Below are 25,239 nucleotides of genomic sequence, written 5' to 3'. Positions count from 1 at the left end.
CCATTTCAGCTGTCTACTGACAGATTGTGCGCACTGGTAAGGTTAACCCAGCCAAGAGAGGAGACTTCTCATGAAAAAGATTCTGGGTATCCACCACAGCCCGCATGCCCATTGGGTAGGCGACGGCTTCCCGGTGCGCAGCCTGTTCACCTACGACAACCTGGCCAGCCAGATCAGCCCGTTCTTGCTGCTGGACTACGCCGGCCCCCACACCTTCACCCCGACCAGTGCCCGGCGCGGCGTTGGCCAGCACCCGCACCGGGGTTTCGAGACCGTGACCATCGTCTACCAGGGCGAGCTGGAGCACCGCGACTCCACCGGCGCCGGCGGCCTGATCGGCCCGGGTGACGTGCAGTGGATGACCGCCGCCAACGGCATCATCCATGAAGAGTTCCATGCCCCGTCCTTCGCCAAGAGCGGTGGCACCCTGGAAATGGTGCAGTTGTGGGTCAACCTGCCGGCTCGCGACAAGCGTGCGGCAGCGGGCTACCAGACGCTGCTCGATGCGGATATTCCGGTCATCTCGCTGCAGGACGACGCGGGCAGCCTGCGCGTCATCGCTGGCAGCTATGCCGGCCAGCCGGGGCCTGCGCGCACCTTCACCGCGATGGACGTCTGGGACATGCGCCTGCGCGCCGGTGCCCAGCTGCAATTGCCGGTCGCCGCGGGGCGCAATGCCGCACTGGTGGTGCTCAACGGCAAGCTGCGGGTCAATGGCGAGCGTGATGCCGGCCCGGCGAGCCTGGTGCTGCTGGACCGGGCGGGCGAGGGTGTGGCCCTGCAGGTGCTGGAAGACACCAGCGTGCTGCTGCTCAGCGGCGAGCCGATCGATGAGCCCATCGTCGGTTACGGCCCGTTCGTGATGAACAGCCAGGCGGAGATCGCCGAGTCGTTCGACGATTTCCATGCCGGGCGTTTCGGGCAAATGGCATGATCGGCCGATGAGCCCCTTGCACGCGGTACGACGCATCAGCCGCAGCCACCTGCAGCACACGCTGTGGCTGCGCTACCGTGCGCCGTACCACTGGCCGTCGACCCTGGCCTTTTTGGCCGCCCGCTGTATCCCTGGCATCGAAACCTTCAACGAAGGCGTGTACCGGCGCACCCTGGTGGTCGCCGGTCGCCACGCCGTATTGGAAGCCAGGCCCGCACGCGGGCACCATCTATTGGTTCGCTTGACCGGCGTACCCAACGCCGCACTCCCAGGGCTGATCGCCCGCATCCGTCGGGTATTCGACCTGGACACCAACCCCGCACACATCGCCCAAGCCTTGAACACCGACCCGTTGCTGGCCCGTTTGCTAGCCGCGCGCCCCGGCCTGCGCGTGCCGCAGGGGTGGGACGCTTGCGAGCAGGCCATGCGCACGGTGCTGGGCCAGCAGATCAGCGTGGCGGGGGCGATGACCTTGGCCGGCCGCCTGGTGGCACGCCATGGCCAGGCGCTGCAGGTGCAGGTGGATGGTTTGACCCACATATTCCCCACCCTCGAAACGATCGCCAGCGCCCAGCTGGAAAACCTTGGCATGCCGCGCTCGCGGGCGGCCACGCTCGCCACCCTCGCCCGTGCGCTGCAGGCGCAACCCGGCCTGTTGCGCCCGGGGCAGCCGCTTGAAACCGTGCTGGGCAACCTCTGCCGCCTCAAGGGCATCGGCCCCTGGAGTGCCCACTACCTGGCCCTGCGCCAGGTCGGTGCGCCGGATGCATTGCCGTTGGGGGATGTGGCTCTGGTCAAGGCATTACGCCTGCACGAAGGCCCCGACGCCCAGCTTGGCGAACGCGCCCTGGCCTGGCGCCCCTGGCGGGCCTATGCCGCGCAGCACCTGTGGGCTTCGCTGGCCGACTTCAGCCCGACTGCCGCCAGCGCACGTCGCTGATGCCGAAGCGCTCGGCCATCGGCCGGCTGACCTTGCGCACCTTTTCATGGCTGTAGCGGCCAATGCGGCCCAGGCCGGCATCGCAACTGGCCCAGTGCCAGGCCTCGGCGTTGTCCATCTGCTCGGCACGGATGACGAAGGACTTGGGCTTGCCATGCAGCTGATAGTCGATCACGTAGAGTTTGGCGTCGATCATCGGGGAGTCAGCGTCCTGTGTGGCTTGAGCAATGGAGCCTCAGCGCCGGCAAAAAGTTTGCCCGTGCCCGCCCAATGGCGGTTCAGCGACCGCTGGTCGCCCCGTGCCATCATTGGACCGAACGGTCACCGCCTGTTGGGGTTCTTCCACTAAGGTGCTAGATGATCTCGCGCGCAACCATTGCCCAGGCGCATGGACGGCCGTTTGGGCATGCGCATTATCAATTGGCACCCTGCCTGCCAAAGGCGTACTCCAACAACAGGCCATCCAGTACAGAGAGGGTCGTACCATGTCGTTGATAGGCGTTTCGATGCTGGAAATGCGGCAAATGATCGAACAGGCCTGCCTGCCTGACCGCTGCGAAGTGAGCTGCACCGATGGCGTCAGCCTGACCATCCGGCTGGCCCAGGGGCAAAGCCTGGAGGAGGGCGTCGTCCTTACCGGGGTGTCGTTGCAAGGCCTCAACAGTTGCCGCGATGTGGTGAACCTTGTAGGGCAACTGCACGCCCTGCGGTCCACCCATCCTTCGCCGCTCAGGGCCATCGCCTGAGCGACGCCGTGCACCGGTCAGCCGAGGCTGGCCGGGCGCACGTATTCGGGCATCAGCCCGTTGCTCCAGAACAGGATCATCGACACCAGGATGGTCACCAGCAGCAACAGCCCCACCCCCCACACGCAGGTTGCGAACAGCATCGCCTGTTCCTTGCGCAGGCGTAAAAAGGTCTGCAGGCCGCCATACAGCAGCACGGTGGCATAGGCAGACGCGGCCGCCAGCACGATCAACGCCAGCCAGCGAATCGGCACCAGGCCGATCACCCCGGCGAAGAACCATGGCGTGGCGCAATAGGCGGCAAAACCGATGCACTGGTTCAGGCTCGGTTGCGTATCGAAGCCGCGTGACATCCAGCGGATCATCACCCCCATCAGCATCACCCCGACCACCGTGGTGGCATACAGCAGCGCCGCCAGTTGCGCCGCGCTGGCCATGCTCAGGCGCACGCGCTCCTCGGCAGCCAGGCTCCAGCCAAAAGTGGTGGTGCCGACGAACAGGCACAGCGCCGGGATCAGCGCCAGGGCCAGCAGGCGCGGCAGGTATTGCTGCGGGTGGTCTTCCTCGGCCCGGCGTATTTCCATCCAGGCATCTGAAGGGTGGGTGAAAAGCTTGAGCAACGGACTGTTCATGGCGTTCTCCACAAAGGCAGGGGCCTTTAGGTATGGAGGTACGCCATTTGCGCCAGGTTCAGCCCGGTTCGCCGCCGTTGATCGGCTTACTGCAGCTCCACCAGCAGGTTGAGGCCGCCATCGCCGCATTTGCCCTGGTCGCGAACCACCCCATGGTAGCTGCGGCCATCCCAGATGAACGCAACGCTATGGGCGCGCTCGACCTTGTCGGGCAGCGGCGGGCAAATGTGCAGGCGCAAGGCGGGGCGCCCTTGCAGGCTCAGGGCGGCAAGCTGGCATTGGCACTCCACGCTCTGGGCCACTGGGCCGAACAGGGTGTCGCGCACATAGTCGAGCTGCACGGGGGTGTTGGGCGCGCGGCCGGGCATTTTCATGGCTGCGGGGCGCTTCTGGCTAGGCGCTGAAAGAACATCGGCAAGGTCCTCGCAAGAGATACAGGTATCTCCTTTTTGAGGGCCGCGAGCAGCGGACGTTCAACTGGATTGACCGAGAATTTACCGCCCAGGCAAATGCCAATCCCTCTCATCCCCCGAATCGGGGAAAGCGGCTGGGGAATGCTCCCCAATTCGTTTTGCTTCCCTGCCTAACTCGCTGAATCAAATGCCTTTTTTATAATGGCATAGACCTTGCTGATCCTCTGCGCAGAGTTCCTGTGTCCTGGAGGTGCAGCATGTCGACCCTCTACCAACGCCCCGTCCTGACCACCCTCGTGCTGGCCGTGCTCGGCTGGCAGGCGACCTGCGAGGCGGCCGTGCAGTGCCAGCGCACCCTGGTGGCCAACGTGGTAGCCCTGGACCAGCCGCTGATGTTCAACCGCCTTGGCGCGCAAAACGCCAACGGCATGATGTTCGCCCTGCGTGAAGACGTGGTGGACGACAAGCAAGTACCGCTGAGCAAAGGCGGCGCCGCGGTGCCGGGTAAAGTCACCCTGCGCCCCGACAAGCGCCCGCGGCCGATCGTGCTGCGGGTTGCCGCCGGTGACTGCCTGACCGTCAACCTCACCAACCTGCTCGACTACCAGGCCAACCCCAACAAGCACGGGATGGAAGCCGAGGCGCCCGAGGGCGAAGAGGGCGCGCAAAACGACGTGCAAAACCCAGCAGGTGAAGGGCAGGTCGCCGACCAGCAAGTGGCCGAGCGCCTGGTGGGCTTCCAGGTCAATGGCCTGCAGGCGGTCAACAGCATCGCCGATATCTCCGCCAACACCGGGCGCAACGGCAACTTCCTGGTCAGCCCTGGCAGCACCCGCAGCTACACCCTCTATGCCGAGCGCGAAGGGGCGTTCGCCGCCACCAGCAAGGCCGCCACCTTTGGCGGCGAAGGCACCGCTGGCAACGTGTCAAACGGCCTGTTCGGGCAGGTGGTGGTGGTGCCCAAAGGTGGGCGCACCTACCGCAACACCTTGACCGAAGAGGAAATGCGCCTGGCCACCAGCGGCCGTACCGCCACCGGCCAGCCGGTGATCGACTACCAGGCGCGTTACCCGCAAGCCGAGCCCTGGATCAGCGAAGGCAAGGCCGGCAAGCCGATCATCGCCATGGTCGATGGCAACCAGATCCTCAACAGCGAAACCGATGCCATCGTCATGGGCCCCAACCCCGATGGCAGTTTCCCCAAGTCCACCTACCCGCTGGAAAACATCGGCAAGCGCAACCCGGCGCTGCCCAACCGCCTGGAAGCGTTCCGCGACTTTGCCGCGCAGTTCGCCGACGAAGTGGCCGGCACCCAGGCTTTCCCCGGTTACTGGGCGGACCCGGTGATGGGCCATGTGCTGGAGCCGGCCCGCGATTCGTTCATGATCAACTACGCCTCCGGTGGCATGGGCGCCGAGGTGGTGGCCAACCGGCTGGGGGTCGGGCCGATGCACGACTGTTTGTCGTGCGCCTATGAAGAGTTCTTCCTCAGCGCCCATACCGTGGGCGATATCGGCACCCTGGTGGATGTGCCGGCCAACGTTGGCCTGGAGCACATCCGCCCAGGCGAGGTGCCGCCGGCCAGCGCCACCGGGGTCAAGGCGAGCATGGCCTTGTACCCGGCGGAACCGGCCAACGTGCACCACAGCTACATTGGCGACTTCACCAAGTTTCGCAACACCCACAACGGCCACGAGCAGCACATCTTCCACCTGCACGGGCACCAGTGGTTGTTCAACCCCAATGACGACAACTCTGACTACATCGACGCCCAGGGCATCGGCGCGGGCGTTGGCTACACCTACGAAATCGCCAACGGCGGCTCGGGCAACCGCAACCGCGTGGCCGGCGACGCCATCTACCACTGCCACTTCTACCCGCACTTCGCCCAGGGCATGTGGGCCATGTGGCGGGTGCACGACGTGTTCGAGGAAGGCACCCGCCTGGAGGTCAGCGGGCAGGGCGCCAATGGCTTTCACAGCACCCCGTTCGCGCTGCGCAGCGGCAAGCCGGCCAACGGTGCCCGCGCGCTGCCCGACGGCGAGATCGTGGCCGGTACGCCGATTCCGGCGATCGTGCCGCTGCCAGGCAAGGCCATGGCGCCGATGCCCGGCAAAGTGGTGGTGGTGCCCAAGCTTGCGCCAACCCTGGTCGCCAGCCATGACGACGATGACCAGCAAGCAGAGGGTGACGACGACCCCGGCCATGAACCCGAAGGGCCCAAGGCCATCGGCTCACTGGCGTTGGTCGACCGCAGCGAGGCCAACCGCAACGCCGACGGCACCCTGAAGAACCCAGGCTACCCGTTCTGGATCGGCGGCATGGAAAGCAGCGTCGGCAACCGCCCGCCAACCCCGCCGCTGGACATGCTCGACCCGGCCCTGGCCCGGCAACTCAAAGACAGTGGCAAGGCGCTGTGGGCAAACCTTGACCCCAACCAGGTCGATGGCTGGGACGGCGGCCTCGGGCGCCACGCCCTGGACGGTGTGTCCGCCGGCGGCGAGGCCGTGGCCACCACCACCCAGCTGGATTTCTCCAAGGTGGTGCACAAGGCCAAGCCGATCTATCTGCCCGAAGAGGGCACCGATGTCGAGCAGGCCGCCATGCAGTTCCATGCCAAGGCCGAGCACCCCAGCTACGCGCTGATGCCCGGTGGCCAGCCGGTGGCCAAGGCGTTTCGCACCAACGGCGCGCTGCCCACCGCCGGGGCACCGTTCTACGAGCCGTGCATGGACGACCGCGGCAAGCGCCTGACCCAAACCTCGGGGGTGGGTGAATTCGTCAGCGGCGACACGCCAAATGGCATGAGTTTTCGCGGCGCTTCCACCTTCACCGCCGACCGCCCGCGCATCTACAAGGGCGCCAACATCCAGTTCGATGCGGTGTACAACAAGGTCGGCTACCACTTCCCGCAGGCGCGCATCATCGCCCTGTGGGAGGACGCCTGGCCGGTCATCACCAAGCAGCGCCCACCGGAGCCTCTGGTGATGCGCATGAACACCTTCGATTGCACCATGTACCAGCACACCAACCTGATCCCGTCGTTCTATGAAATGGACGACTACCAGGTGCGCACCCCAACCGACGTGATCGGCCAGCACATCCACCTGCCCAAGTGGGACTTGACCGCTGCCGACGGCTCGGCCAACGGCTGGAACTACGAAGACGGCATCCTCTCGCCCGGCAGCGTGGTCGAGCGCGTGCGCGCCATCCGCGCCTTCAACGCCTGCAGCGAAGGCGACAGCCGCGACGGCACCGCGGCCTGCCCGCAAGCCAAGCAGCACCCGTACTTCGGCCGCTTCGGCCGGGCCGACTGGCTCGGTGCGCGCACCGCCATGCAGCGCTGGTTCGCCGACCCGCTGATCAACGTGTACAACGTCGACCGTGGCCTGGGCACCATCTTCACCCACGACCACCTCGGCCCATCCACCCACCAGCAACTGGGCCTGTACGCCACCGTGCTGGCCGAGCCTGCCGGCTCCACCTGGTACCACGCCGAAACCGGCGAGCCGCTGTACAACCCGGCCATCCGCCAGGACGGCGGCCCGACCTCGTGGCAGGCGGTGATCGCCACGGGCGACCATGACGGCGACGGCAAGAACGACAGCTACCGCGAGTTCTTCCTGGAATACAGCGACTTCCAGCATGCCTATGAAGCCGGCGTGTACGTAGGCGCCGGCCCCGATGGCGTGCCCAACGCGCAGGCCTACCCGGCCACCGCCGACAGCTTCCGCTACGCCATCAACCCACCGGTGCGCGGCAAGGCGTCGAACCTGCTCGAGGCCATCGTCGAGGAGCGCGGCGGCCTCAACCCAGGCTGCCCGAGCCGGCCATGCCCGCAGGCGATCTCGGTCGATGACCCCGGCATGTTCGTCGTCAACTACCGCAACGAGCCGCTGGCCCTGCGCGTGTTCGACCCCAACAAGGTCGGCCCCGACGGCAAGCGCGGCATGCAGGCCGACGGCCTGGGCGGCGACCTCAGCTATGCCCTGCAGACCCGCACCGACCGCGCCATCCCGGCGATGAACCTGGCGCCCACGGCGATCACCTCGGCGGTCGGCCCCACCGGCGGCACCACGCTGTTCCCGCCGCACATCAACCAGGGCGGCAGCGAGCCGGGCGACCCGTTCACCCCGATGCTGCGCACCTACTCCGGCGACAACGTGCGCCTGCGCATGCACGCCGGCGGCCATGAAGAGGAGCACAACGTCACCCTGCATGGGGTCAAGTGGCTGCAAAACGGCACCGGCTTTGGCAACAGCTCCAACTCGGGCTGGAAGTCGTCGCAGATGATCGGCATCTCCGAGCAGCTGGGCTTCATGGCGCCGGTGTCGATGATCTCCAGTTCCGCGGCCACCAACGGCGACTACCTGTACTCGCTGGATGCGGCCCTGGAAGGCTACTGGAACGGCATCTGGGGCATCATGCGCAACTACACCGCGCAGCGCCCCGACCTCTACACGCTGCCCAACAACCCGCAGCCGGTGGCCATGCGCAACACCGTGAACTTCGACGGCATCTGCCCGAAAACCACGGCCAACCCCAACGGGGTCGGCACCCGCACCACGGTCAAGCGCAGCTACGAAGTGGTCGCGGCGCTGGCCAACGACATCCTCGAGAACCGCAACGGCGTCAGCATCACCGACCCGGCCGGCAACGGCCAGCATGTCGGCGGCCCGCTCAAGGCCAACGGCGGCACTTTGGTGTTCAACAACCGCCACACCCGTATCGCGCAGGTCAGCGGCGTCGACCCCGAGGACGGCGAAACCTTCACCCTCGGTGGCCACAGCGCGCCACTGCACGACCCGACCGCCGTGCTCTACGTGCGCAAGGCCGACCTCGACCCCAGCACCGGCAAGCTCAAGCCAGGGGTGCCGGTGGAGCCCTTGATCCTGCGCGCCAACGCCGGCGACTGCATCAGCATCACCCTGGAGAACCGCCTGCCGCTGCTGATGCCAGACCTGCCCAGCACCGCCGTGATGCACAACGTGGTCAAGCGTGACCGCTTCGACAGCCAAGGCGCCACCGCCTTTGCCAACAACCTGATGCGCCCCTCCAGCCACGTGGGCCTGCACGCGCAACTGCTGGCCTACGACATCACCAAGTCCGACGGCGCCAACGTCGGCCTCAACCCGGTGCAGACCGTACCGCCCCGGGCCGGCAACAGCGGCGCCTACCCAAGCAAGGTGTACCAGTACTACGCCGGGCACCTGGAGCGTGAAGGCAAGCCGGCCCTGCAACTGGGCCGCACGGTGGACAACATCAACACCACGGCCATCGAGTTCGGCGGCCTCAACCTGACCCCGTCGGACTTCATCAAGCAACCGCAAAAAGGCCTGGTGGGCGCCATGAGCATCCTGCCGCAGACCGCCACCTGGGCCGAAGACACCGCCAGCCGCGCCCAGGCCACGGTGAAGGTCGCAGGCCAGCCCGACTACCGCGACTTCGTCACCGTCTGGCAGCGGGCGCTGAACATGCGCTGGGCCGATGGCCGCCCGGTGGAGGGCATCAACACCGAAGGCAACGGCGCGGCAGCCGACCCGCAGGACAACGGCAACATGGCCGTCAACTACAAGACCGAGCCGCTGTGGCTGCGCTTTGGCATGGCCCCGGATTCGCCGTTCGGCCACGCCGATGGCCTGGGCTTTGCCGACATTCCCAATGCCCACATGGCCTACGCCAACGCCCTGGTCGGCGGCGACCCGCTGACCCCGGTGCTGTACGCCAAGCCGGGCCAGCCGGTGCGCAACCACATCGTCATGCCCAGTGGTGGCAGCCGCGGCATGACCTACCAGCTCGATGGCCACCTGTGGCCGCTGCACAACTTCCTGGCCGAGAAGAATGACCTCGACGGCTACCCCATGAACCTGCCAGGCATCGGCTCGGTGCGCTTTGGCAACAACCCGATGGCCATGTACATCGGCGCCCAGGAGAGCGTGCTGCCGGCAGCGCACTTCAGCTTCATGCTGCCAAGCGCCGGGGGCGTCAACGCCGTGCCGGGCGACTACCTGTTCCGCGACTATGCCGCCTACGGCAACCTCTCGGGGCTGTGGGGGATCTTGCGGGTGACCAATGACGCGCCGCCGGCAACGGCCCCGGCGCAGTAAGCAAGAGGGGGCGCACGTGCAATGAACATCAAGAAGATCCGCCCGGCGTATCTTGGGTTGGCATTGGCCAGCGGCCTGATCGGCCTGGGCGTGGCCTATGAAAAGCTCTGGTGCGACCCCCGCGAGCTGCTGCAGGACAATGCCGACCCGCAGGGGCTGCACCGGCTCAGCCGCGACGGCGTGACCGTGGAGTTCGAGGCGCGGCCGCTGGCCGGCGGCGAGCTGCGCGAGGGCACGTTCGCCAACATTCGCTTCAAGCTCAGCGACCAGAGCAGCGGCCAGCCGCTGTCGGGCATGGCGCCGGGGGCGTGGATCGACCCGGCGCAGTCGGCCCCGGTGGAGGCCAGCCGCGAGCAGAGCTGCAAGGCGCGCGTTGCGCTGTTTCTCAAAAGCAGCATCGGCGCACGGCCGCTGCTGGACCTGAACAGCTACTTCCTGCTGGTGCTGAACAAGGACGCCAGCCTCACCGTGATCGACCCGACCGTGTCGGTGGGCGGGGTGACCAGCACCCTGGCCCGCATCGACCTGCCTGGGCGGCCCATGGACTGGGTGGCCACCGGCGACGACAAGCAGGTGTTCGTGTCGGTCCCCGAACGCGGCAACGTCGTGGTGATCGACACCGAAACCTTCACCCGCGTGGCCAGCCTGGATGCCGGCGAGCAGCCGCTGCGCGTGGCCCTGCAGCCGGACCAGCGCCGGCTGTGGGTCGGCAACAACAGCCAGGACCCGGCCAAAGGCGGGGTGACGGTGATCGACGTGCCCAGCCGCAGCACCCTGAAAAGCTTCGCCACCGGCTCCGGGCACCACGAGATCGCCTTCAGCGCCGACTCGCGCTATGCCTTCGTCAGCAACCGCGACGGCGGCACCCTGAGCATCATCGACATTGCCCAAATGCGCCTGGCCAAGACCCTGGAGGTAGGCCCGCACCCGCTGGCCGTGGCCTATTCGGCGCTGTCCCAGGCGGTGTACGTCAGCGATGGCGAGGAGGGCACCGTGCGCGTATACGATGCCCGCAGCCACCAGCTGCGCCACACGGTCAAGGCCGAGCAGGGCCTGGGGCCGATGCGTTTTAGCAGCGACGGGCGCTTTGGCATCGTGCTCAATACCCTGGAAAACCAGGCGCTGGTGATCGACGCCAGCACCGACCAGTTGATCCACCGCATCCCGGTCGCCGCCGAGCCGTACCAGCTGACCTTCACCAAGGGCTATGCCTACGTGCGCGGCCTGGCCTCCTCGAAGGTCAGCATGATCAACCTGGGCAGCCTGGGCCAAGGCCGCCAGCCGATCGTCCAGGGCTTCGAGGCCGGCCCCGCGGCGCCGCGCCAGGCCGGTGACCTGCCGCTGGCCCAGGGCTTGTCGGTGTCGCGTGACGACAACTCGGTGTTCGTGGTCAACCCGGTGGACAACACCACCTACTTCTACGCCGAAGGCATGAACGCGCCGATGTCCGGCTACAACAACCGCGGCCACCAGGCCCGCGCGGCGCTGGTCATCGACCGCAGCCTGCGCGAGCTGGCGCCCGGGGTGTACGGCTCGACGGTGAAGATGCCGGCAGCCGGCACCTTCGATGTGGCCTTTCTGCTCAATCAGCCACAGATCATCCATTGCTTCAGCACCCAGGTGGCGGCGGCGCCCGACGCCAGCAGGCGCAAGGGCGCGCATGCCGAGTTCATCGGCCTGGACCAGCCGTTGGCGCAGAACCGTGCGTTCACCGCCACGGTGCGCATCGTCGGTGACGACGGCCGCCCGCGCCAGGGCCTGAACGACCTGACCCTGCGCTACTTCCTGGCGCCGTCGTCGATGCCGCGCAACCTGCCGCTCAGCGAAGTGGGCGAGGGCGTGTACCAGGTTTGGTTGACGCTGCCCGAGCCCGGCGCCTGGTACCTGCACGTGCAGTCGCCCTCGCTCGGGCGCACGTTCGCCGAAGAAAACTACACCAGCCTGCGGGTGTTGCCAGCCGCAGCCGCTACCGCTTCCCAGAACGACGTGAGGGCTGTGCGATGAACGCCAAGCATTCCTGCAAGCTGCTGCTCCTGAGCCTGGCCCTGGCCAGCCACTTCGCCCTGGCCCATGCCGGCCACGCGCATGATGGCGCAGGCGAGCCACCGCCGGCGGCCCGCCAGGAAAAGGCCAGCGTGCGCTTTGCCGATGTCTCGCTGCTCAACCAGGACGGCATGCCGGTGCGCCTGGAACACGACCTGGTCGGCGAGCACCTGGTGGTCATGGGCTTCATCTACACCAGCTGCACCACGGTGTGCCCGGTGGTGTCGTCGATCATGGGCAAGGTCCAGCAGCAGCTGGGCGGGCGGGTGGGAGAGCAGGTGCAGCTGGTGTCGATCAGCGTCGACCCGCAACGTGACGACGCCAAGCGCCTGCAGCAGTACGCCAAGGCCTTCCAGCACGGCCCCGGCTGGAGCTGGCTGACCGGCACGCCCTACGCCGTGAGCGAAACCCTCAAGGGCCTGGGCAGCTTCAGCGCCGACCTCAGCCAGCACCCGCCGCTGATCCTCGTCGGCGACGGGCGCAGCGGCCACTGGACGCGCTTCTACGGCTTCACCGACCCGGCGGTGCTGGTCGAAGAAATCAACCGCCTCAGCGCCCGCCGGGTGCATGCCAAGAGCACAGCCATCGCCGAACACCAACAAGAGGTGCAACCATGAGCAGCCACTCCTCGGCCCAGGCGGGCATGCGCAGCTTCGATTGGCTGGTGCTGGCCGGTTGCCTGTGGATCATGGCGTCGGTCGCCATGGCCCACGACGGCCACGCACCCAACCCGCAGCCGGCACCGCCTACGATGACCAGCGGCGGCGGCACCCGCGATGCGCAGGCCTGGTTCACCGACACCGTGCTCGAGGACCAGGACGGGCGCGCGCTGCGCTTCTACAGCGACGTGCTCAAGGGCAAGGTGGTGATGCTCAATGTGATCTTCACCCACTGCACCGACGCCTGCCCGCTGATTACCCGCAAATTGCGCGACGTGCGCGAGGCCATGGGGCCGGATCTGGCCCGCCAGGTGACCTTCGTCTCGATCAGCAGCGACCCGCTCAACGACACCCCGGCAGCGCTCAAGGCCTTTGCCGCCAAGCAGGGCGTGGACAATGCCAACTGGCTGTTCCTGACCGGTGAGAAGGCCAACGTCGATCTGGTGCTGGGGCGCATCGGCCAGTTCCTGCCAAGCCCTGAGCAGCATTCGACGCAGTTGATTGCCGGTGATGTGGCAGGCAAGCGCTGGAGCAAGATCCGCCCGGATGCGCCGCCCGTTGCCATTGCCCAGCGCCTGCAGCTGCTGGCCCAACCTTTGGCAGGGCGGTAACCCTCATGAAGGCCACCGGCCCCTTCGCGGGCAAAGTGCCTGTCTACAGGGTGATAACTTTGTGGGAGCGGGCTTGCCCCGCGAAGAGGCCGGCATGAACCCAGCAGCCATCAGAATCATCAACGCCATCGCCATGCTCATCGGCCTCTGCCTCTGCGGGCCCACCCCAGCCCTGGACCTCACCCCCCAGGAGCAAGCCGGCAAACGCCTCTACCGCGAGGGCGCATCGAGCAGCGACGCCCAACTCACCGCCCGCGTCGGCGCCAGCGCCATGAGCGTCCCCGCCAGCGTGCTGCCCTGCGCCAGCTGCCATGGCCGCGACGGGCGCGGCCGCACCGAAGGCGGCGTGCGCCCGCCGAGCCTCGACTGGCAGCGCCTGGCCCTGGGCCAAGGCGCCCGGCAAGCCAACGGCCGCAGCTACCCGGCCTATGCCGAGGCGAGCCTTGCGCGCGCCATCGAGCAGGGCATCGACCCGGCCGGCAACCGCCTGGACCCGGCCATGCCGCGCTTCGAGCTGACCCTGGCCGACCAGCGCAACCTCACCGCCTACCTCAAACGCCTGGGCGATGAGCGCGACCCGGGCGTGGAGGAGGGCGTGCTGCGCCTGGGCACCTTGCTCCCCGGCAGTGGCCCGCTGGCCGAGGCTGGCCAGGTGATCCACGCCGTGCTCGAAGATGGCGTGAGGCAACTCAACCAGCAGGGCGGCATCAACGGGCGGCGCCTGCAGCTCGTGGTGCTGGACCCCGGCCAAGCCCCGGCCACTGCCGAGCGTGCCCTGCAGCGCTTGCTGGACGAAGAGCAGGTCTTTGCCCTGGTGGCACCGCTGGCGCCGCAGCTCGATGAACGCCTGGCCGCCCTGCTCGAACAGGCAGGCGTGCCGCTGGTTGGCAGTACCCCGCGCAGCGGCGGCAGCGGGCAAATTTTCGACCCCTTGCCCAGCCTTGCCAGCCAGCTGCTCAGCGTGGCCAGCCACGCCCGCACCCACCTGGGCCTGCCCACCGATGGCGTGCGGGTGGTCTACGCCGGCGCAGACCAGGCCGCACTGGCCGAGCAGGTGCGCACGCGCCTGCAGCAACAAGGCTGGTCGCCCGCGCCGGTACACGCGTTCACCGGCCAGGCCGTGGCGGGCGAGGGCATCGTCTTCCTTGGCCGCGCCCAGGCCTTCGCCGAGCTTGCCACGGCGTTGCAGGCGGCAGGGCGCGATCCTTACCTGTTCGCGGCCTCCAGCCAGGTGGCCGGGGCCGTGGCCACGCTGCCGGCGCAATGGTCGCAGCGGGTGTTTCTGGCCTATCCCTTCGTGCCAAGCGACTGGACCGCCCAGGGCCTGGCGACACTGGCCGGCCTGCAGCAGCGCCAGGGCCTCGACCCGCGCCAGGCATCATTGCAGGTCAACACCCTGTGCGCCTTGCGCCTGCTCAGCGAGGCCCTCAAGCAGATCGGCCGCGACGCCAGCCGCGAGCGCCTGGTCGCGGCCCTGGAAGGCCTGCACGATGTCGACACCGGCCTGACTCCGGCGTTGGGCTTCGGCCCCGGCCGGCGCCAGGGCATGAGTGGCGCGCACGTGGTTGCAGTGAGCCTGCCCGGGCCACGCTTCACCGCCGTCGCCGCGTACCGGCCTGTAGCGGACACCCCTTGAGCGGAGGTCACCATGCGTACCTTGTTGCTGTGCCTGTTGCTGACCATCACCACCGCGGGCTGGGCCGATGTGCCGGCGGCGCGGGTCAATGGCGTGGACATCGGCGTGCTGCGCCTGGAGCGCTACTTCAGCGAATACCTGCAGGCCCAGGGCCGCGCGCTGAGCAGCATTCGCAACCCAACCCTGTACAAGCGCCTGCGCGACCAGGCCCTGGCCGAGCTGATCGACAAGGAGCTGCTGTGGCAGGAAGCCCAGCGCCGCGGCATCGTGGTCAGCCAGGCGCAGGTGGCGGCGCACATGGCTGAACTGCAGGCCGCCTTCGCCAGCCCGGCGCTCTTCGAGCAGCGGCTGGCGGACGCCGGTTTCGACCGGGCTGGCTACGCACGCTACCTGCACCACGAACTCGCCGCGCAGCAGGTGTATGCCCAGCTCAGCGCGGTCGAAGAACCCAGCCAGGGCGAGGTAGAGGCGTTCTACCAGGCCAATCGACAAATGCTGCAGCACGTGCAGAACCAAAGTGATAAGCCGCAAGTCATACCGGAACAGGGCCTGCTGTTGGCCAGGGACGCGCTCGTGGCGCAACGGCAGGCCCAACAGCGCCAAGCCGTGCGCCAACGTTTGCGGCAATCGGCTACAGTGGAAATCGCCGACTGAGTACCCCGATGACGTTGCCCCAATGCTGGGGAATAATGGCTTGGCAAAGTGCCATCAGGTTCCCCGGAAGTGGGGGACCGAGGGCTCTGCTGATTTGGCGGCACTGGGGCATACCAGCAAGATCAATGACTTACGGTGGTGCAACATGACTATTCACGCCTGGCACGAAGCCTGCTCAAGCCTGTACAAGGGCGTACTTCGCAGACCGGGGAACCGGGCAGTATTGGGGAGTCGACCTTGGTGAACACAGTTTTGGTAGTCGATGACGAACAGACCCTCGCGCAGAACCTGCAAGCGTACCTGCAGGCGCAAGGCCTGGATGTTCATGTTGCCCACGACGGTGCCAGTGGCATTGGCCTGGCCGAGCGCCTGGCACCGCAAGTGATCGTGCTGGATTACCGCTTGCCCGACATGGAGGGGTTTCAGGTCCTGGAGACCGTGCGCCAGAACAGGCAGTGCCATTTCGTGCTGATTACCGCCCACCCGACCGTCGAGGTCCGCGAGCGGGCCGCCGAACTGGGAGTGACCCACGTCCTGTTCAAGCCGTTCCCGTTGGCGGAACTGGCCCGCGCGATCCTCGACCTGGTGGGCATAGAGCGCCGGCGCAGGGCCACTGACGATTCAGCCCAAGGGTATGTCGAACGACGCCACAACAGGAACGAGTCGTTCCCCTTGCAGTTGTACGATGGCAGCTGGGTGCTGGCCGACCGCCGCCGTAATGGCGCCAAGCCCCCAGGACCTGACGACGACCAACTGCTCACCGGGGAATAGCGGCGCCCGCAGCCCTGCCTGAGCCAGCCTGCGACGCGCCCCCTGAGCGGAGTCGCAGGCCATGTCCCAGGTACCCGATCACAGCGCTTGGCCCCCCGCAGCCTTCCCCCGCGAGCTGCTCAACCAGGCCCGCCTGCAAGCCGGCGACGAGCGCCTGCTCGACTGCCTGCAACGCCTGGCCGCCGAAAACCCCGACTGCTTCCTGCGCCGCCTCGGCCTGACCCTGCATTACCCGGTGCTCGACAGCCAGGCCCTGCTGGCCAGCACCCCGCGCTTCGACAAGGTCAGCCTGGCCCAGTGCCTGAAGCGCGAATTCGTATTGCTCGAGCAAGAGGGTGAACTGATCGGCGTGTTCGCCGACCCCTTCGACCACGCCCGCCTGGCCTGGATCGACGACACCCTGCAAGGCGCGCCGCTGTACCTGGCCCACGCCGCCGACCTGGCCACTTTGCTCGCCCGCCACGAAGAGAGCTTTCACGCCGTCGATGCGCTGGACCCCGACGCCGAGGCCAGCCAGGAAGCCGGCCCCCTGCAACGGCTGTCGCTGACCAGCATCAGCGAAGACCAGAGCAAGGTGGTCAAGCTGGTCAACTCGACCCTCTACGACGCCCTCAAGCAGCACGCCAGCGACATCCACCTGGGCATGACCGGCCAGGGCCTGACCATCAAGTACCGCATCGACGGCGTGCTCAACGGCGCCGGCAAAGCCAGCGGCAGCGCCTTCGCCGACCAGGTGATCTCGCGCATCAAAGTGATGGCCGAGCTGGACATCGGCGAGAAGCGCGTGCCCCAGGACGGGCGTTTCAAGGTTGCCATCGGTGAGCGCCAGATCGACTTTCGCGTGTCGATCATGCCCAGCATCTTCGGTGAGGACGCCGTGCTGCGGGTGCTCGACAAACAGGACCTGTCCGACCGCGTCAGCGGCGTGCAGCTGCAGGCCCTGGGGTTTGCCGAGCAAACCCTGCGCGCCCTGCGCCGCCTGGCCGCCGAGCCCTACGGCATGATCCTGGTCACCGGCCCCACCGGCAGCGGCAAGACCACCACCCTGTACGCCATGATCAGCGAGATCAACCACGGCGTGGACAAGATCATCACCATCGAAGACCCGGTCGAATACCAGTTGCCGGGCGTGCTGCAGATCCCGGTCAACGAGAAGAAGGGCCTGACCTTCGCCCGCGGCCTGCGCTCGATCCTGCGCCACGACCCGGACAAGATCCTGGTGGGCGAAATCCGCGACCCGGACACCGCGCAGATCGCCGTGCAGTCGGCGCTTACCGGCCACCTGGTGTTCACCACCATCCACGCCAACAACGTGTTCGACGTGATCGGCCGCTTCAGCCAGATGCAGGTCGACCCCTACAGCTTCGTCTCCGCGCTCAACGCGGTGCTGGCCCAGCGCCTGATCCGCCTGGCCTGCCCGCACTGCTGCACGCCTTGCCAGGTGGATGACCAGACCCTGGCCGCCTCGGGCCTGGCCCGCGAAACGGTGGCCGGCTGGCGCTTCGTGCGCGCCCAGGGCTGCGGCCAGTGCCGGGGCAGCGGCTACCGCGGGCGCAGCGCCATCGCCGAACTGCTGCACCTGGACGACGACCTGCGGCAGATGATCGTCGAACGCCGGCCGCTGGCGCAGATCAAGGCGCTGGCCTGCCAGCGCGGCCTGCGCCTGCTGCGCGCCTCTGCCCTGGACCTGGTCCGCGAGGGCCGTACCACCCTTGAGGAGATCAACCGTGTCACATTTATCGCCTGATCGCTTTTGCGCCGTGCTCGGCGCCGAGGGTGTCGGCCTGGGCCGCTGGCATGCCAACCAACAGCAGTGGCTGGGCAGCCGCGCCTTCAGCGGCGACGCCGCGCAACCGGCCTGGCAGGCCGCCCTGCAGGCGCTGGCCGCGCTGCTGGCCGAACACGCCGTGCGCGGTGCGCGCTTGCAGGTGCTGCTGTCGGCCCGCTTCAGCCGCTTCTGCCTGGTACCCTGGAGCGATGCCATCGGCACCGCCAGCGAGCTGGAAGGCTACGCCAGGGCTTGCTTCGAGCACCTCTACGGGCAGCCGCTGGATGACTGGCGCATCGTCCTGTCGCCCGAGCCTGCCGGCGCTGCGCGCATTGCCACGGCGCTGCCCCAGGCACTGCTGCAAGGGCTGCAGGCGCTGGGCCTGGCAAGCCGCCTGCAGCTGCGCTCGGTGCAGCCCTACCTGATGGCCGCCTACAACCGCTGCGCGGCGCAGCTGGGGCAGGGCGACTTCCTCTTCGTGCTGGCCGAACCGCGCCGCAGCGTGCTGCTGCTGGCGGCCGGCGGCGCCTGGCAGCAGGTGCTGGCGCAAGGCTGCGCCGATAACGACCAGGCGCTGCAGGCGTTGATCGAGCGCACCTGCGAGCTGTACGGCGCGCACCTGCCGCGGGTGTACCTGCATGCCGCCGGGCGCGGCGAGGTGTCGCAACTGGCGGCGGTGCCGCTGTGCCAACCGGCCAGCCACAGCGACCCGCTGTGCGCCATGTGGCAGGCGGTGGCGTGATGCGCCGCCTCGAGCTGGAATTCCAGCCCCGGCGCAGCAGCCCGCTGGCCTGGTCGCTGCTGGCCCTGGGCGTGGCGGTGGTCGCCGTGCTGGTGCTGCTGCAACAGCAGCTGCAGGCCGAGCAGGTGGAGCTGGAGGCCCGGGTGCACGGCATGGAGCTGCAACTGGGCCGCCGCCCGGCCACCGCCGCGCCGCAGAACAGCGCCGCCAGCCGCGAGCAGGCCGAACGCCTGGCGCAGATGCGCAGCGTTTCGCAGCAGCTGCAGCGGCCCTGGCAGCAACTGTTCGCCATGCTCGAAGCGCAGCCGCAGGAAGATGTCGCGCTGCTTTCGCTGACCCCGGATGCGCGCAAGGGCCAGGTACGCATCAGCGCCGAGGCGCGCAACCTGGAGGCGATGCTGCATTACCACCAGCGCCTGGAACAGAGCGCCGAGCTCAGCGATGTGTCGCTGCTCAACCACGAGGTGGTGGCGGGCCAGGCCGAGCATCCGGTGCGTTTCAACCTCACCGCCACCTGGGAGATCGGCCATGGGCGCCCCTGACGCGTTTAACCGCCTGATCGTCGAAGAGCAGCTGCGTCGGCTCGGCCCGGTGGCCCTGGCGGCCGCCGCCGTGGCGCTGCTGGCACTGGGCGTGGCGCTGGCGGGCGTACTGCCGCAGTGGCAGGCGCTGCGCGAACTGAAGGCCAGCGCGGCGGATGCCGCTGTGCAGTTGGAAAGGGTCCGGCGTGGGGAAGTGAAGCTTGCCGTGAAACCCGAGCAGCAGGCGCTGGACAGCCTGCGCCAGCAGCTGCCGGGCCAGCCCGAGGCGAGCGAGTTGATCGAGCGCCTGTATCACCTGGCCAGCGCCGAGCGCATCAGCCTGGCCCGCGGTGAATATGCCCTGGGCATCGATCCCAAGACCCAGCTGGCGCGCTACCAGATCGTGCTGCCGGTGCGCGGCAGCTACCCGCAGATTCGTGGTTTTCTCAAGGGCCTGATCGGCCAGCTGCCGACCTTGGTGCTCGAAGACCTCGAGCTGCAGCGCAAACGCATTGGCGACAGCGAGCTCAATGGGCGCCTGCGCATGACCCTTTACCTGTCGAGGTCGTGATGAACACTCAGCGTGCGGTGCTGTGGGTGGGGTTTCTGGGGCTTGCCGGGGCGCTGGCCTGGGCGCCGGGGCACTGGTTTGGCGAACAGGGCGAGGTGGCGCCGATCGCCGGCAAGCCAACTGCCACAGGTTCCGTGGCGCCCTTGGCCACTGTGGGAGCCGGCTTGCCGGCGATGAGGCCAGCACAGCCCTCCCGCGACCTGTTCCCCCGCCAGCAATGGACCCCCGTGCAAACCCTGGCCAGCGTCAGCGAACAACCTGTGCTCGCAACCCCGGTGGCGGTCGCGGCCCCCACCGCCCCAGCCCTGCCGTTCCAGTTCGTCGGCCGCCTGGGCGAGCGCGACGACCTGCAGGTGTTCTTGCAGAACGGCGAAAAACTCTACGTCGTGCGCCAAGGCGACGTGATCGATGCCACCTACCGCCTGGACCGGGTTTCGGCCAACGAGCTGGACCTGGTCTACCTGCCGTTGCACCAGTCGCAGACACTGTCTGTGGGGAGCGCACCATGAAGCCATCGAAGTTGCTCAAGCCTGCTCCGTTCATGCTCCTGGCGCTGTGCGTGGCCATTGCCGGCTGCGGCTCGAGCGGGGTGCGCAAGGACAGCCAGGCACTGCTCAAGGAAGGCCAGTACGAGGCCGGCATCGCCCGCCTGGAAGAGGCCCTGCGCGACGACCCGCGCGACACCGAACTGAACATCGCCCTGGCCCACAGCCGCCAGGAAGCGGTCGAGGCGCTGATCACCCAGGCCGACAGCGACCGCGCCCGCCATGACTTCGCCGGCGCGCGCATCGGCTATGGCCGCGTGCTCACCTTCGAACCCAACAACCGCCGCGCCATGGAAGGCATCCGCCAGCTCGAGCTGATGCGCACCCTCGACGACCGCGTGGCCCTGGGCCAGGCGGCCCTGCGCCAGGGCGACCTGTTCGGTGCCGAGCGCTACATGCGCGAAGTGCTGCGCCTGGACCCGCAAAACCAGAAGGGCATCATGCTGCGCAGCGACATCGAGAACGTCCAGGCGCGCACCGCGCAGCCGTTCCCGCAACTGCGCAGCAAGCTGGAGCGCCCGGTCACCCTGGAGTTTCGCGACGCCGCGCTGAAGACCATCTTCGAGGTGCTGGCCCAGGTCGCCGGCATCAACTTCATCTTCGACAAGGACCTGCGCCCGGACATGAAGGCCACTATCTTCGTGCGCGACGTGCGCATCGAGGACGCCGTGGCGCTGCTGCTGGAGCAGAACCAGCTGCGCCAGAAGATCGTCAACGACAACACCCTGCTGGTGTATCCCGACTCGCCGCAGAAGACCAAGGACTACCAGGAACTGGTCATGCGCACCTTCTACCTGACCAGCATCGACGCCAATACCGCGCTGAACATGGTCAAGACCATGCTCAAGACCCGCGACGTGTTCGTCGACGAACGCCTCAACACCATGACCATGCGCGACACCCCCGACGCCGTGCGCATGGCCGAGAAGCTGCTGCAGTCCCAGGACCAGTCCAACCCCGAAGTGGTGCTGGAAGTGGAGGTGATGGAGGTGGCCCGCTCGCGCATCCTCGACCTCGGCCTGCAGTGGCCCAACACCTTCGGCGTGCTGACCGATGACGGCAACCCGGTCAGCGTGCTCGACCAGCTGCGAGGCATCAACTCCAGCCGCATCAGCATCGCGCCGGCGCCGCAAGCCAAGATCAATGCCTCGGACAAGGACATCAACACCCTGGCAAGCCCGGTGATCCGCGTGAGCAACCGCGAGCAGGCGCGCATCCACATCGGCCAGCGGGTGCCGATCATCAGCGCCACCTCGGTGCCTTCGACGCAAGGGCCGGTGATCACCGAGAGCGTCACCTACCTGGACGTGGGCCTGAAGCTCGAAGTGCAGCCCACCGTGCACCTGAACAACGAAGTGGCGATCAAGGTGGCGCTGGAAGTCAGCAACGCCACGCCGCTGGAGCCGACCCGCCAGGGCACCATCCCGGTGCAGGTCGACACCCGCAACGCCCAGACCAGCCTGCGCCTGCACGACGGCGAAACCCAGGTGCTGGCGGGCCTGGTGCGCAACGACAAGACCTCCAGCGGCAACAAGATCCCGGGCCTGGGCGATATCCCAGGGCTGGGCCGGCTGTTCGGCAGCAACCGCGACGACATGAGCAAGAGCGAGCTGGTGCTGGCGATCACCCCGCGCATCGTGCGCAACCTGCCGTACCAGAGCCCGTCGGACATGGAGTTCGCCACCGGCACCGAGTCGAGCATGCAGGTGCGCCAGCTGGCCCAGCCGGCGCCGGCCAATGCGCTGCCAGCCGATGCGCCCAGCGATGAATCGAGCGCCCCGGTGATCGACAGCCAGATGGCGGTGGTGCCGGCCACCCGGAGCCCACGGCCATGAACCGCCGCGCCCGGGGCTTCAGCCTGATCGAGGTGGTGCTGACCCTGGCCCTGCTCGGGCTGCTCGCCAGCATGGCCGCGCCGCTGACCGAGACCGTGGTGCGCCGGGGCAAGGAGCAGCAGCTGCGCGAGGCGCTGTACCAGATCCGCGATGCCATCGACGCCTACAAGCGTGCCTTCGATGCCGGCTATATCGACAAGCGCCTGGATGCCAGCGGCTACCCGCCGAACCTGCAGGTGCTGGTCGATGGCGTGCGCGATGTGCGCAGTGCCAAGGGCGCCAAGTTCTACTTCCTGCGGCGCATCCCCCACGACCCGCTGCTGGCGGCCAAGGGTGACGACGACGGCGGCTGGGGCCTGCGCACCTACGCGAGCAGCGCGGACAACCCGCGTGAAGGCGAGGATGTCTTCGATGTGTACTCCAAGGCCCGTGGCAAAGGCCTGAACAACATCCCCTACGGGCAATGGTGACGGCCATGAAACGCAGCCGCGGCTTCACCCTGATCGAACTGCTGGTGGTGATGGCGATCATCGCCACGCTGATGACCATCGCCATGCCGCGCTACTTCAACAGCCTGCAGAGCGCCCGCGAAGCCACCCTGCGCCAGAGCCTGGCGGTGCTGCGCGAGGCGCTCGACCACTACTACGGCGACACCGGCCACTACCCGGACTCGCTGGAGCAGCTGGTGGAGCAGCGCTACCTGCGCAACACCCCGATCGACCCGATCACCGAACGCAGCGACGCCTGGCGCCTGGTGCCACCGCCCGAAGGCGTGGCGGGCGGGGTGGCCGATATCAAGAGTGGTGCCACAGGGAGGGCGCGTGATGGCAGCCTCTTCGCTCAATGGTAAGGCCTGCGCCGGTTTCACCTACCTGGGTGTACTGCTGCTGATCGCGGCCAGCTCGATGGCCCTGGCCGCCAGCGGCGCGCTGTGGTCCAGCGTTGCCCAGCGCGAGCACGAGCGCCAGCTGCTGTGGGTGGGCGGCCAGTATGCCCAGGCCCTACGCAGCTACTACCGCGCCTCGCCAGGCCTGGCCCAATACCCCCAGGCGCTGGCCGAGCTGCTCGAAGACAACCGCTTCCCGCAGGCCCGGCGCCACTTGCGCAGGCTCTACCCGGACCCGATCACCGGCAGCGACGACTGGGGCCTGTTGCATTCGATCGACGGGCGTATCACCGGCGTGCACAGCCGCTCGGACGCCACCCCGTTCAAGCGCAGCGGCTTCGACAGCCAGTGGGCCGGGTTCGAAGGGCTGGAGCACTACAGCGACTGGCAGTTCGTGGCCGAACAGGCGTTCAACGAAAGCGCCGCCGGCGCGCAAACCCATGGCGGCCCGGGAGGCAAACCATGAAAGGGCTCAACCTGTTGTGCCTGGGCCTGCTGCTGGCCTGCGGCGTGGCGCAGGCCGATGCCGAGGACGAGATGAAAGGCTTCATCGTCGACAACACCATCTCGCACATCGGCCACGACTTTTACTACTACTTCGCCGACCGCCTGCGCGCCACCAGCCGCCTGGATTTCAACCTGGTGGTGCGCGAGCGCCCGGATGCGCGCTGGGGCAGCCTGGTCACGGTGGAGTTCGACCGTGACGTGCTGTACCGGCGCTTTCTGCCACCCAATGTCACCCAATTGAAAGAACAGGCCATCGCGGCCGCCGACCTGGTGCGCCAGGAGGTGATACAGCGCAAGCTGCAGCGCCTGCTGCAGGACACCACCGACCTGGAGAGGGACGAGCTATGAACCCGCGCACCCTGCACTGCATCGCGGCAGGCCTTGTGGCCTGCGCCTGCACCACCCAGGCCACCGAGCTTGTGTACACCCCGGTCAACCCGGCGTTCGGTGGCAACCCGCTCAATGGCACCTGGCTGCTGAACAACGCCCAGGCGCAGAACGACTACGACGACCCGGACCTCAAGGACCGCGCCTCGTCGCTGTCCGGCACCACGGCCCTGGAGCGCTTCAGCAACCAGCTGGAGTCGCGGATGCTGTCGCAGCTGCTGGACAACATCAGCAATGGGCGCACCGGCAGCATGGCCACCGATTCGTTCCTGATCGACGTGATCGACGACTCCGGGGCCTTGAGCATCAAGGTCACCGACCGCGCCACCGGCGAAATCTCGGTCATCGAGGTCAGCGGCCTGAACCCCTGAGAGGGAAGGGCTTCATGTTGGGGAGAGAACACCATGAAACGTCTGCTGAGCACGCTGCTGATCGTCACCGCCCTGGGCCTGCAAAGTGGCTGCAGCCTGCGCGAACCCATGTCGGCCGAACAGGACTCGGAAACCCCGACCCTGACCCCACGCGCCTCGACCTACTACGACCTGATCAACATGCCGCGCCCCAAGGGCCGGCTGATGGCGGTGGTGTATGGCTTTCGCGACCAGACCGGGCAATACAAGCCCACCCCGGCCAGCTCGTTTTCCACCAGCGTCACCCAAGGGGCGGCGAGCATGCTGATGGACGCCCTGAGTGCCAGCGGCTGGTTCGTGGTGCTGGAGCGCGAGGGCCTGCAGAACCTGCTGACCGAGCGCAAGATCATCCGCGCCTCGCAGAAAAAGCCTGACGTGGCAGAAAACATCCTGGCCGAGTTGCCACCGCTGCAGGCGGCCAACCTGATGCTCGAGGGCGGCATCATCGCCTACGACACCAACGTGCGCAGCGGCGGGGAAGGCGCGCGCTACCTGGGCATCGACATCGCCCGCGAGTACCGGGTCGACCAGGTGACGGTGAACCTGCGCGCGGTGGACGTGCGCACCGGGCAGGTGCTGGCCAACGTGATGACCAGCAAGACCATCTACTCGGTGGGGCGCAGCGCGGGGGTGTTCAAGTTCATCGAGTTCAAGAAGCTGCTGGAGGCCGAGGTGGGCTACACCACCAACGAACCGGCGCAGCTGTGCGTGCTGTCGGCGATCGAGGCCGCGGTGGGGCACCTGCTGGCGCAAGGGATCGAGCGGCGCTTGTGGCAGGTGGCCGGGGATGCGGGGGAGGGCAAGGCGGGGGTGGACAAGTACCTGAGCCAGTATCAGCAGCAGTGAGGGGAGGCGTGGAGGGGACGACGTTGGTTCGGGGGTGGGTTTTAGATCGGCTTGCCGGCGATTGGGCCCGTAGTT

At 67.6% G+C, this 25,239-nt stretch carries 25 protein-coding genes; 22 read left to right on the top strand and 3 right to left on the bottom strand.

The genetic code is table 11. From position 1 onward, the window contains the following. Nucleotides 1-70: 70 nt before the first annotated feature. Nucleotides 71-934, top strand: a complete 864-nt coding sequence (locus ACIPG5_RS19115; RefSeq protein WP_401377145.1) for a pirin family protein — start codon at nucleotides 71-73, stop codon at nucleotides 932-934. Between the two features lie 7 nt (nucleotides 935-941). Beyond that, nucleotides 942-1,874: a DNA-3-methyladenine glycosylase family protein gene (locus tag ACIPG5_RS19110; RefSeq protein ID WP_401377142.1), complete on the top strand. Its 933-nt coding sequence runs from the start codon at nucleotides 942-944 to the stop codon at nucleotides 1,872-1,874. Here the strand turns inward: ACIPG5_RS19110 and ACIPG5_RS19105 are convergent. Then, nucleotides 1,843-2,070, bottom strand: a complete 228-nt coding sequence (locus tag ACIPG5_RS19105) for a DUF6555 family protein (protein ID WP_176517616.1) — start codon at nucleotides 2,068-2,070, stop codon at nucleotides 1,843-1,845. The genes ACIPG5_RS19110 and ACIPG5_RS19105 overlap by 32 nt on opposite strands. A gap of 289 nt (nucleotides 2,071-2,359) precedes the next feature. Here ACIPG5_RS19105 and ACIPG5_RS19100 point away from each other — a divergent pair, with 289 nt between their 5' ends. Beyond that, nucleotides 2,360-2,620, top strand: coding sequence for a DUF1652 domain-containing protein (locus ACIPG5_RS19100; RefSeq protein WP_176517617.1), 261 nt, complete (start codon nucleotides 2,360-2,362; stop codon nucleotides 2,618-2,620). Between the two features lie 17 nt (nucleotides 2,621-2,637). Here ACIPG5_RS19100 and ACIPG5_RS19095 read toward each other — a convergent pair whose 3' ends face one another. Then, nucleotides 2,638-3,252 (bottom strand): Yip1 family protein, encoded by a 615-nt coding sequence (locus tag ACIPG5_RS19095; RefSeq protein ID WP_236237531.1) that lies wholly within the window; start codon nucleotides 3,250-3,252, stop codon nucleotides 2,638-2,640. Between the two features lie 86 nt (nucleotides 3,253-3,338). Further along, on the bottom strand, nucleotides 3,339-3,626 hold the full coding sequence (locus ACIPG5_RS19090) for a hypothetical protein (protein WP_008091393.1): 288 nt from the start codon (nucleotides 3,624-3,626) through the stop codon (nucleotides 3,339-3,341). Between the two features lie 296 nt (nucleotides 3,627-3,922). Between ACIPG5_RS19090 and mnxG the strand changes: the two genes are divergently transcribed. The 19 genes from mnxG (at nucleotide 3,923) to ACIPG5_RS18995 (ending at nucleotide 25,164) form a co-directional block, all read left to right on the top strand. Then, nucleotides 3,923-9,772: a manganese-oxidizing multicopper oxidase MnxG gene (mnxG, locus tag ACIPG5_RS19085; protein WP_401377137.1), complete on the top strand. Its 5,850-nt coding sequence runs from the start codon at nucleotides 3,923-3,925 to the stop codon at nucleotides 9,770-9,772. Between the two features lie 21 nt (nucleotides 9,773-9,793). Beyond that, nucleotides 9,794-11,776 (top strand): cytochrome D1 domain-containing protein, encoded by a 1,983-nt coding sequence (locus ACIPG5_RS19080; protein WP_401377135.1) that lies wholly within the window; start codon nucleotides 9,794-9,796, stop codon nucleotides 11,774-11,776. Beyond that, nucleotides 11,773-12,432 (top strand): SCO family protein, encoded by a 660-nt coding sequence (locus ACIPG5_RS19075; RefSeq protein WP_401377132.1) that lies wholly within the window; start codon nucleotides 11,773-11,775, stop codon nucleotides 12,430-12,432. The genes ACIPG5_RS19080 and ACIPG5_RS19075 overlap by 4 nt, the downstream gene beginning before the upstream one ends. Then, nucleotides 12,429-13,085 (top strand): SCO family protein, encoded by a 657-nt coding sequence (locus tag ACIPG5_RS19070; protein ID WP_401377129.1) that lies wholly within the window; start codon nucleotides 12,429-12,431, stop codon nucleotides 13,083-13,085. The genes ACIPG5_RS19075 and ACIPG5_RS19070 overlap by 4 nt, the downstream gene beginning before the upstream one ends. 133 nt (nucleotides 13,086-13,218) lie before the next feature. Further along, nucleotides 13,219-14,721, top strand: coding sequence for an ABC transporter substrate-binding protein (locus tag ACIPG5_RS19065; protein ID WP_176518100.1), 1,503 nt, complete (start codon nucleotides 13,219-13,221; stop codon nucleotides 14,719-14,721). A 12-nt stretch (nucleotides 14,722-14,733) separates the two neighbouring features. After that, entirely contained in the window at nucleotides 14,734-15,375 is a 642-nt protein-coding gene (locus ACIPG5_RS19060) for a SurA N-terminal domain-containing protein (protein WP_401377126.1), read from the top strand. 237 nt (nucleotides 15,376-15,612) lie between these two features. After that, entirely contained in the window at nucleotides 15,613-16,146 is a 534-nt protein-coding gene (locus ACIPG5_RS19055) for a response regulator (RefSeq protein WP_176518096.1), read from the top strand. A gap of 61 nt (nucleotides 16,147-16,207) precedes the next feature. Next, a complete protein-coding gene (locus tag ACIPG5_RS19050; RefSeq protein WP_401377123.1) occupies nucleotides 16,208-17,893 on the top strand; it encodes a GspE/PulE family protein in 1,686 nt (561 codons plus the stop codon). After that, nucleotides 17,874-18,656 (top strand): hypothetical protein, encoded by a 783-nt coding sequence (locus tag ACIPG5_RS19045; protein WP_401377120.1) that lies wholly within the window; start codon nucleotides 17,874-17,876, stop codon nucleotides 18,654-18,656. Before ACIPG5_RS19050 ends, ACIPG5_RS19045 begins: the two co-directional genes overlap by 20 nt. Then, nucleotides 18,656-19,198, top strand: a complete 543-nt coding sequence (locus tag ACIPG5_RS19040) for a PilN domain-containing protein (RefSeq protein ID WP_401377117.1) — start codon at nucleotides 18,656-18,658, stop codon at nucleotides 19,196-19,198. Before ACIPG5_RS19045 ends, ACIPG5_RS19040 begins: the two co-directional genes overlap by 1 nt. Continuing rightward, complete coding sequence (gene pilO / locus ACIPG5_RS19035) at nucleotides 19,185-19,748, top strand: type 4a pilus biogenesis protein PilO (protein WP_176518092.1); 564 nt, start codon at nucleotides 19,185-19,187, stop codon at nucleotides 19,746-19,748. The genes ACIPG5_RS19040 and pilO overlap by 14 nt, the downstream gene beginning before the upstream one ends. Next, the gene (locus ACIPG5_RS19030; RefSeq protein ID WP_401377114.1) at nucleotides 19,748-20,257 is read left to right on the top strand and encodes a hypothetical protein; all 510 of its coding nucleotides are present in this window, start codon (nucleotides 19,748-19,750) and stop codon (nucleotides 20,255-20,257) included. Before pilO ends, ACIPG5_RS19030 begins: the two co-directional genes overlap by 1 nt. After that, nucleotides 20,254-22,128 carry a secretin N-terminal domain-containing protein gene (locus tag ACIPG5_RS19025; protein ID WP_176518090.1) on the top strand — a complete coding sequence of 625 codons (1,875 nt, stop codon included), beginning with the start codon at nucleotides 20,254-20,256 and terminating at the stop codon, nucleotides 22,126-22,128. Before ACIPG5_RS19030 ends, ACIPG5_RS19025 begins: the two co-directional genes overlap by 4 nt. Next, nucleotides 22,125-22,598, top strand: coding sequence for a type II secretion system protein (locus tag ACIPG5_RS19020; protein WP_176518089.1), 474 nt, complete (start codon nucleotides 22,125-22,127; stop codon nucleotides 22,596-22,598). Before ACIPG5_RS19025 ends, ACIPG5_RS19020 begins: the two co-directional genes overlap by 4 nt. 5 nt (nucleotides 22,599-22,603) lie before the next feature. After that, the gene (locus ACIPG5_RS19015; protein WP_401377110.1) at nucleotides 22,604-22,978 is read left to right on the top strand and encodes a type II secretion system protein; all 375 of its coding nucleotides are present in this window, start codon (nucleotides 22,604-22,606) and stop codon (nucleotides 22,976-22,978) included. Beyond that, nucleotides 22,953-23,480, top strand: a complete 528-nt coding sequence (locus ACIPG5_RS19010) for a type II secretion system protein (RefSeq protein ID WP_176518087.1) — start codon at nucleotides 22,953-22,955, stop codon at nucleotides 23,478-23,480. Before ACIPG5_RS19015 ends, ACIPG5_RS19010 begins: the two co-directional genes overlap by 26 nt. Next, nucleotides 23,477-23,869 (top strand): curli production assembly/transport protein CsgE, encoded by a 393-nt coding sequence (gene csgE / locus ACIPG5_RS19005; protein ID WP_401377106.1) that lies wholly within the window; start codon nucleotides 23,477-23,479, stop codon nucleotides 23,867-23,869. The genes ACIPG5_RS19010 and csgE overlap by 4 nt, the downstream gene beginning before the upstream one ends. Then, the gene (locus ACIPG5_RS19000; RefSeq protein ID WP_401377103.1) at nucleotides 23,866-24,279 is read left to right on the top strand and encodes a curli assembly protein CsgF; all 414 of its coding nucleotides are present in this window, start codon (nucleotides 23,866-23,868) and stop codon (nucleotides 24,277-24,279) included. The genes csgE and ACIPG5_RS19000 overlap by 4 nt, the downstream gene beginning before the upstream one ends. Before the next feature lie 33 nt (nucleotides 24,280-24,312). Then, entirely contained in the window at nucleotides 24,313-25,164 is an 852-nt protein-coding gene (locus ACIPG5_RS18995; protein ID WP_401377100.1) for a CsgG/HfaB family protein, read from the top strand. Nucleotides 25,165-25,239 lie beyond the last annotated feature (75 nt).

Source organism: Pseudomonas sp. NPDC087029, assembly GCF_044745345.1.
In the GTDB taxonomy this organism is placed as follows: Bacteria; Pseudomonadota; Gammaproteobacteria; order Pseudomonadales; family Pseudomonadaceae; genus Aquipseudomonas; species Aquipseudomonas faucium.
The sequence above is the reverse complement of the archived record's forward strand: the minus strand, read 5'-3'. Positions and strand labels throughout refer to the sequence as shown.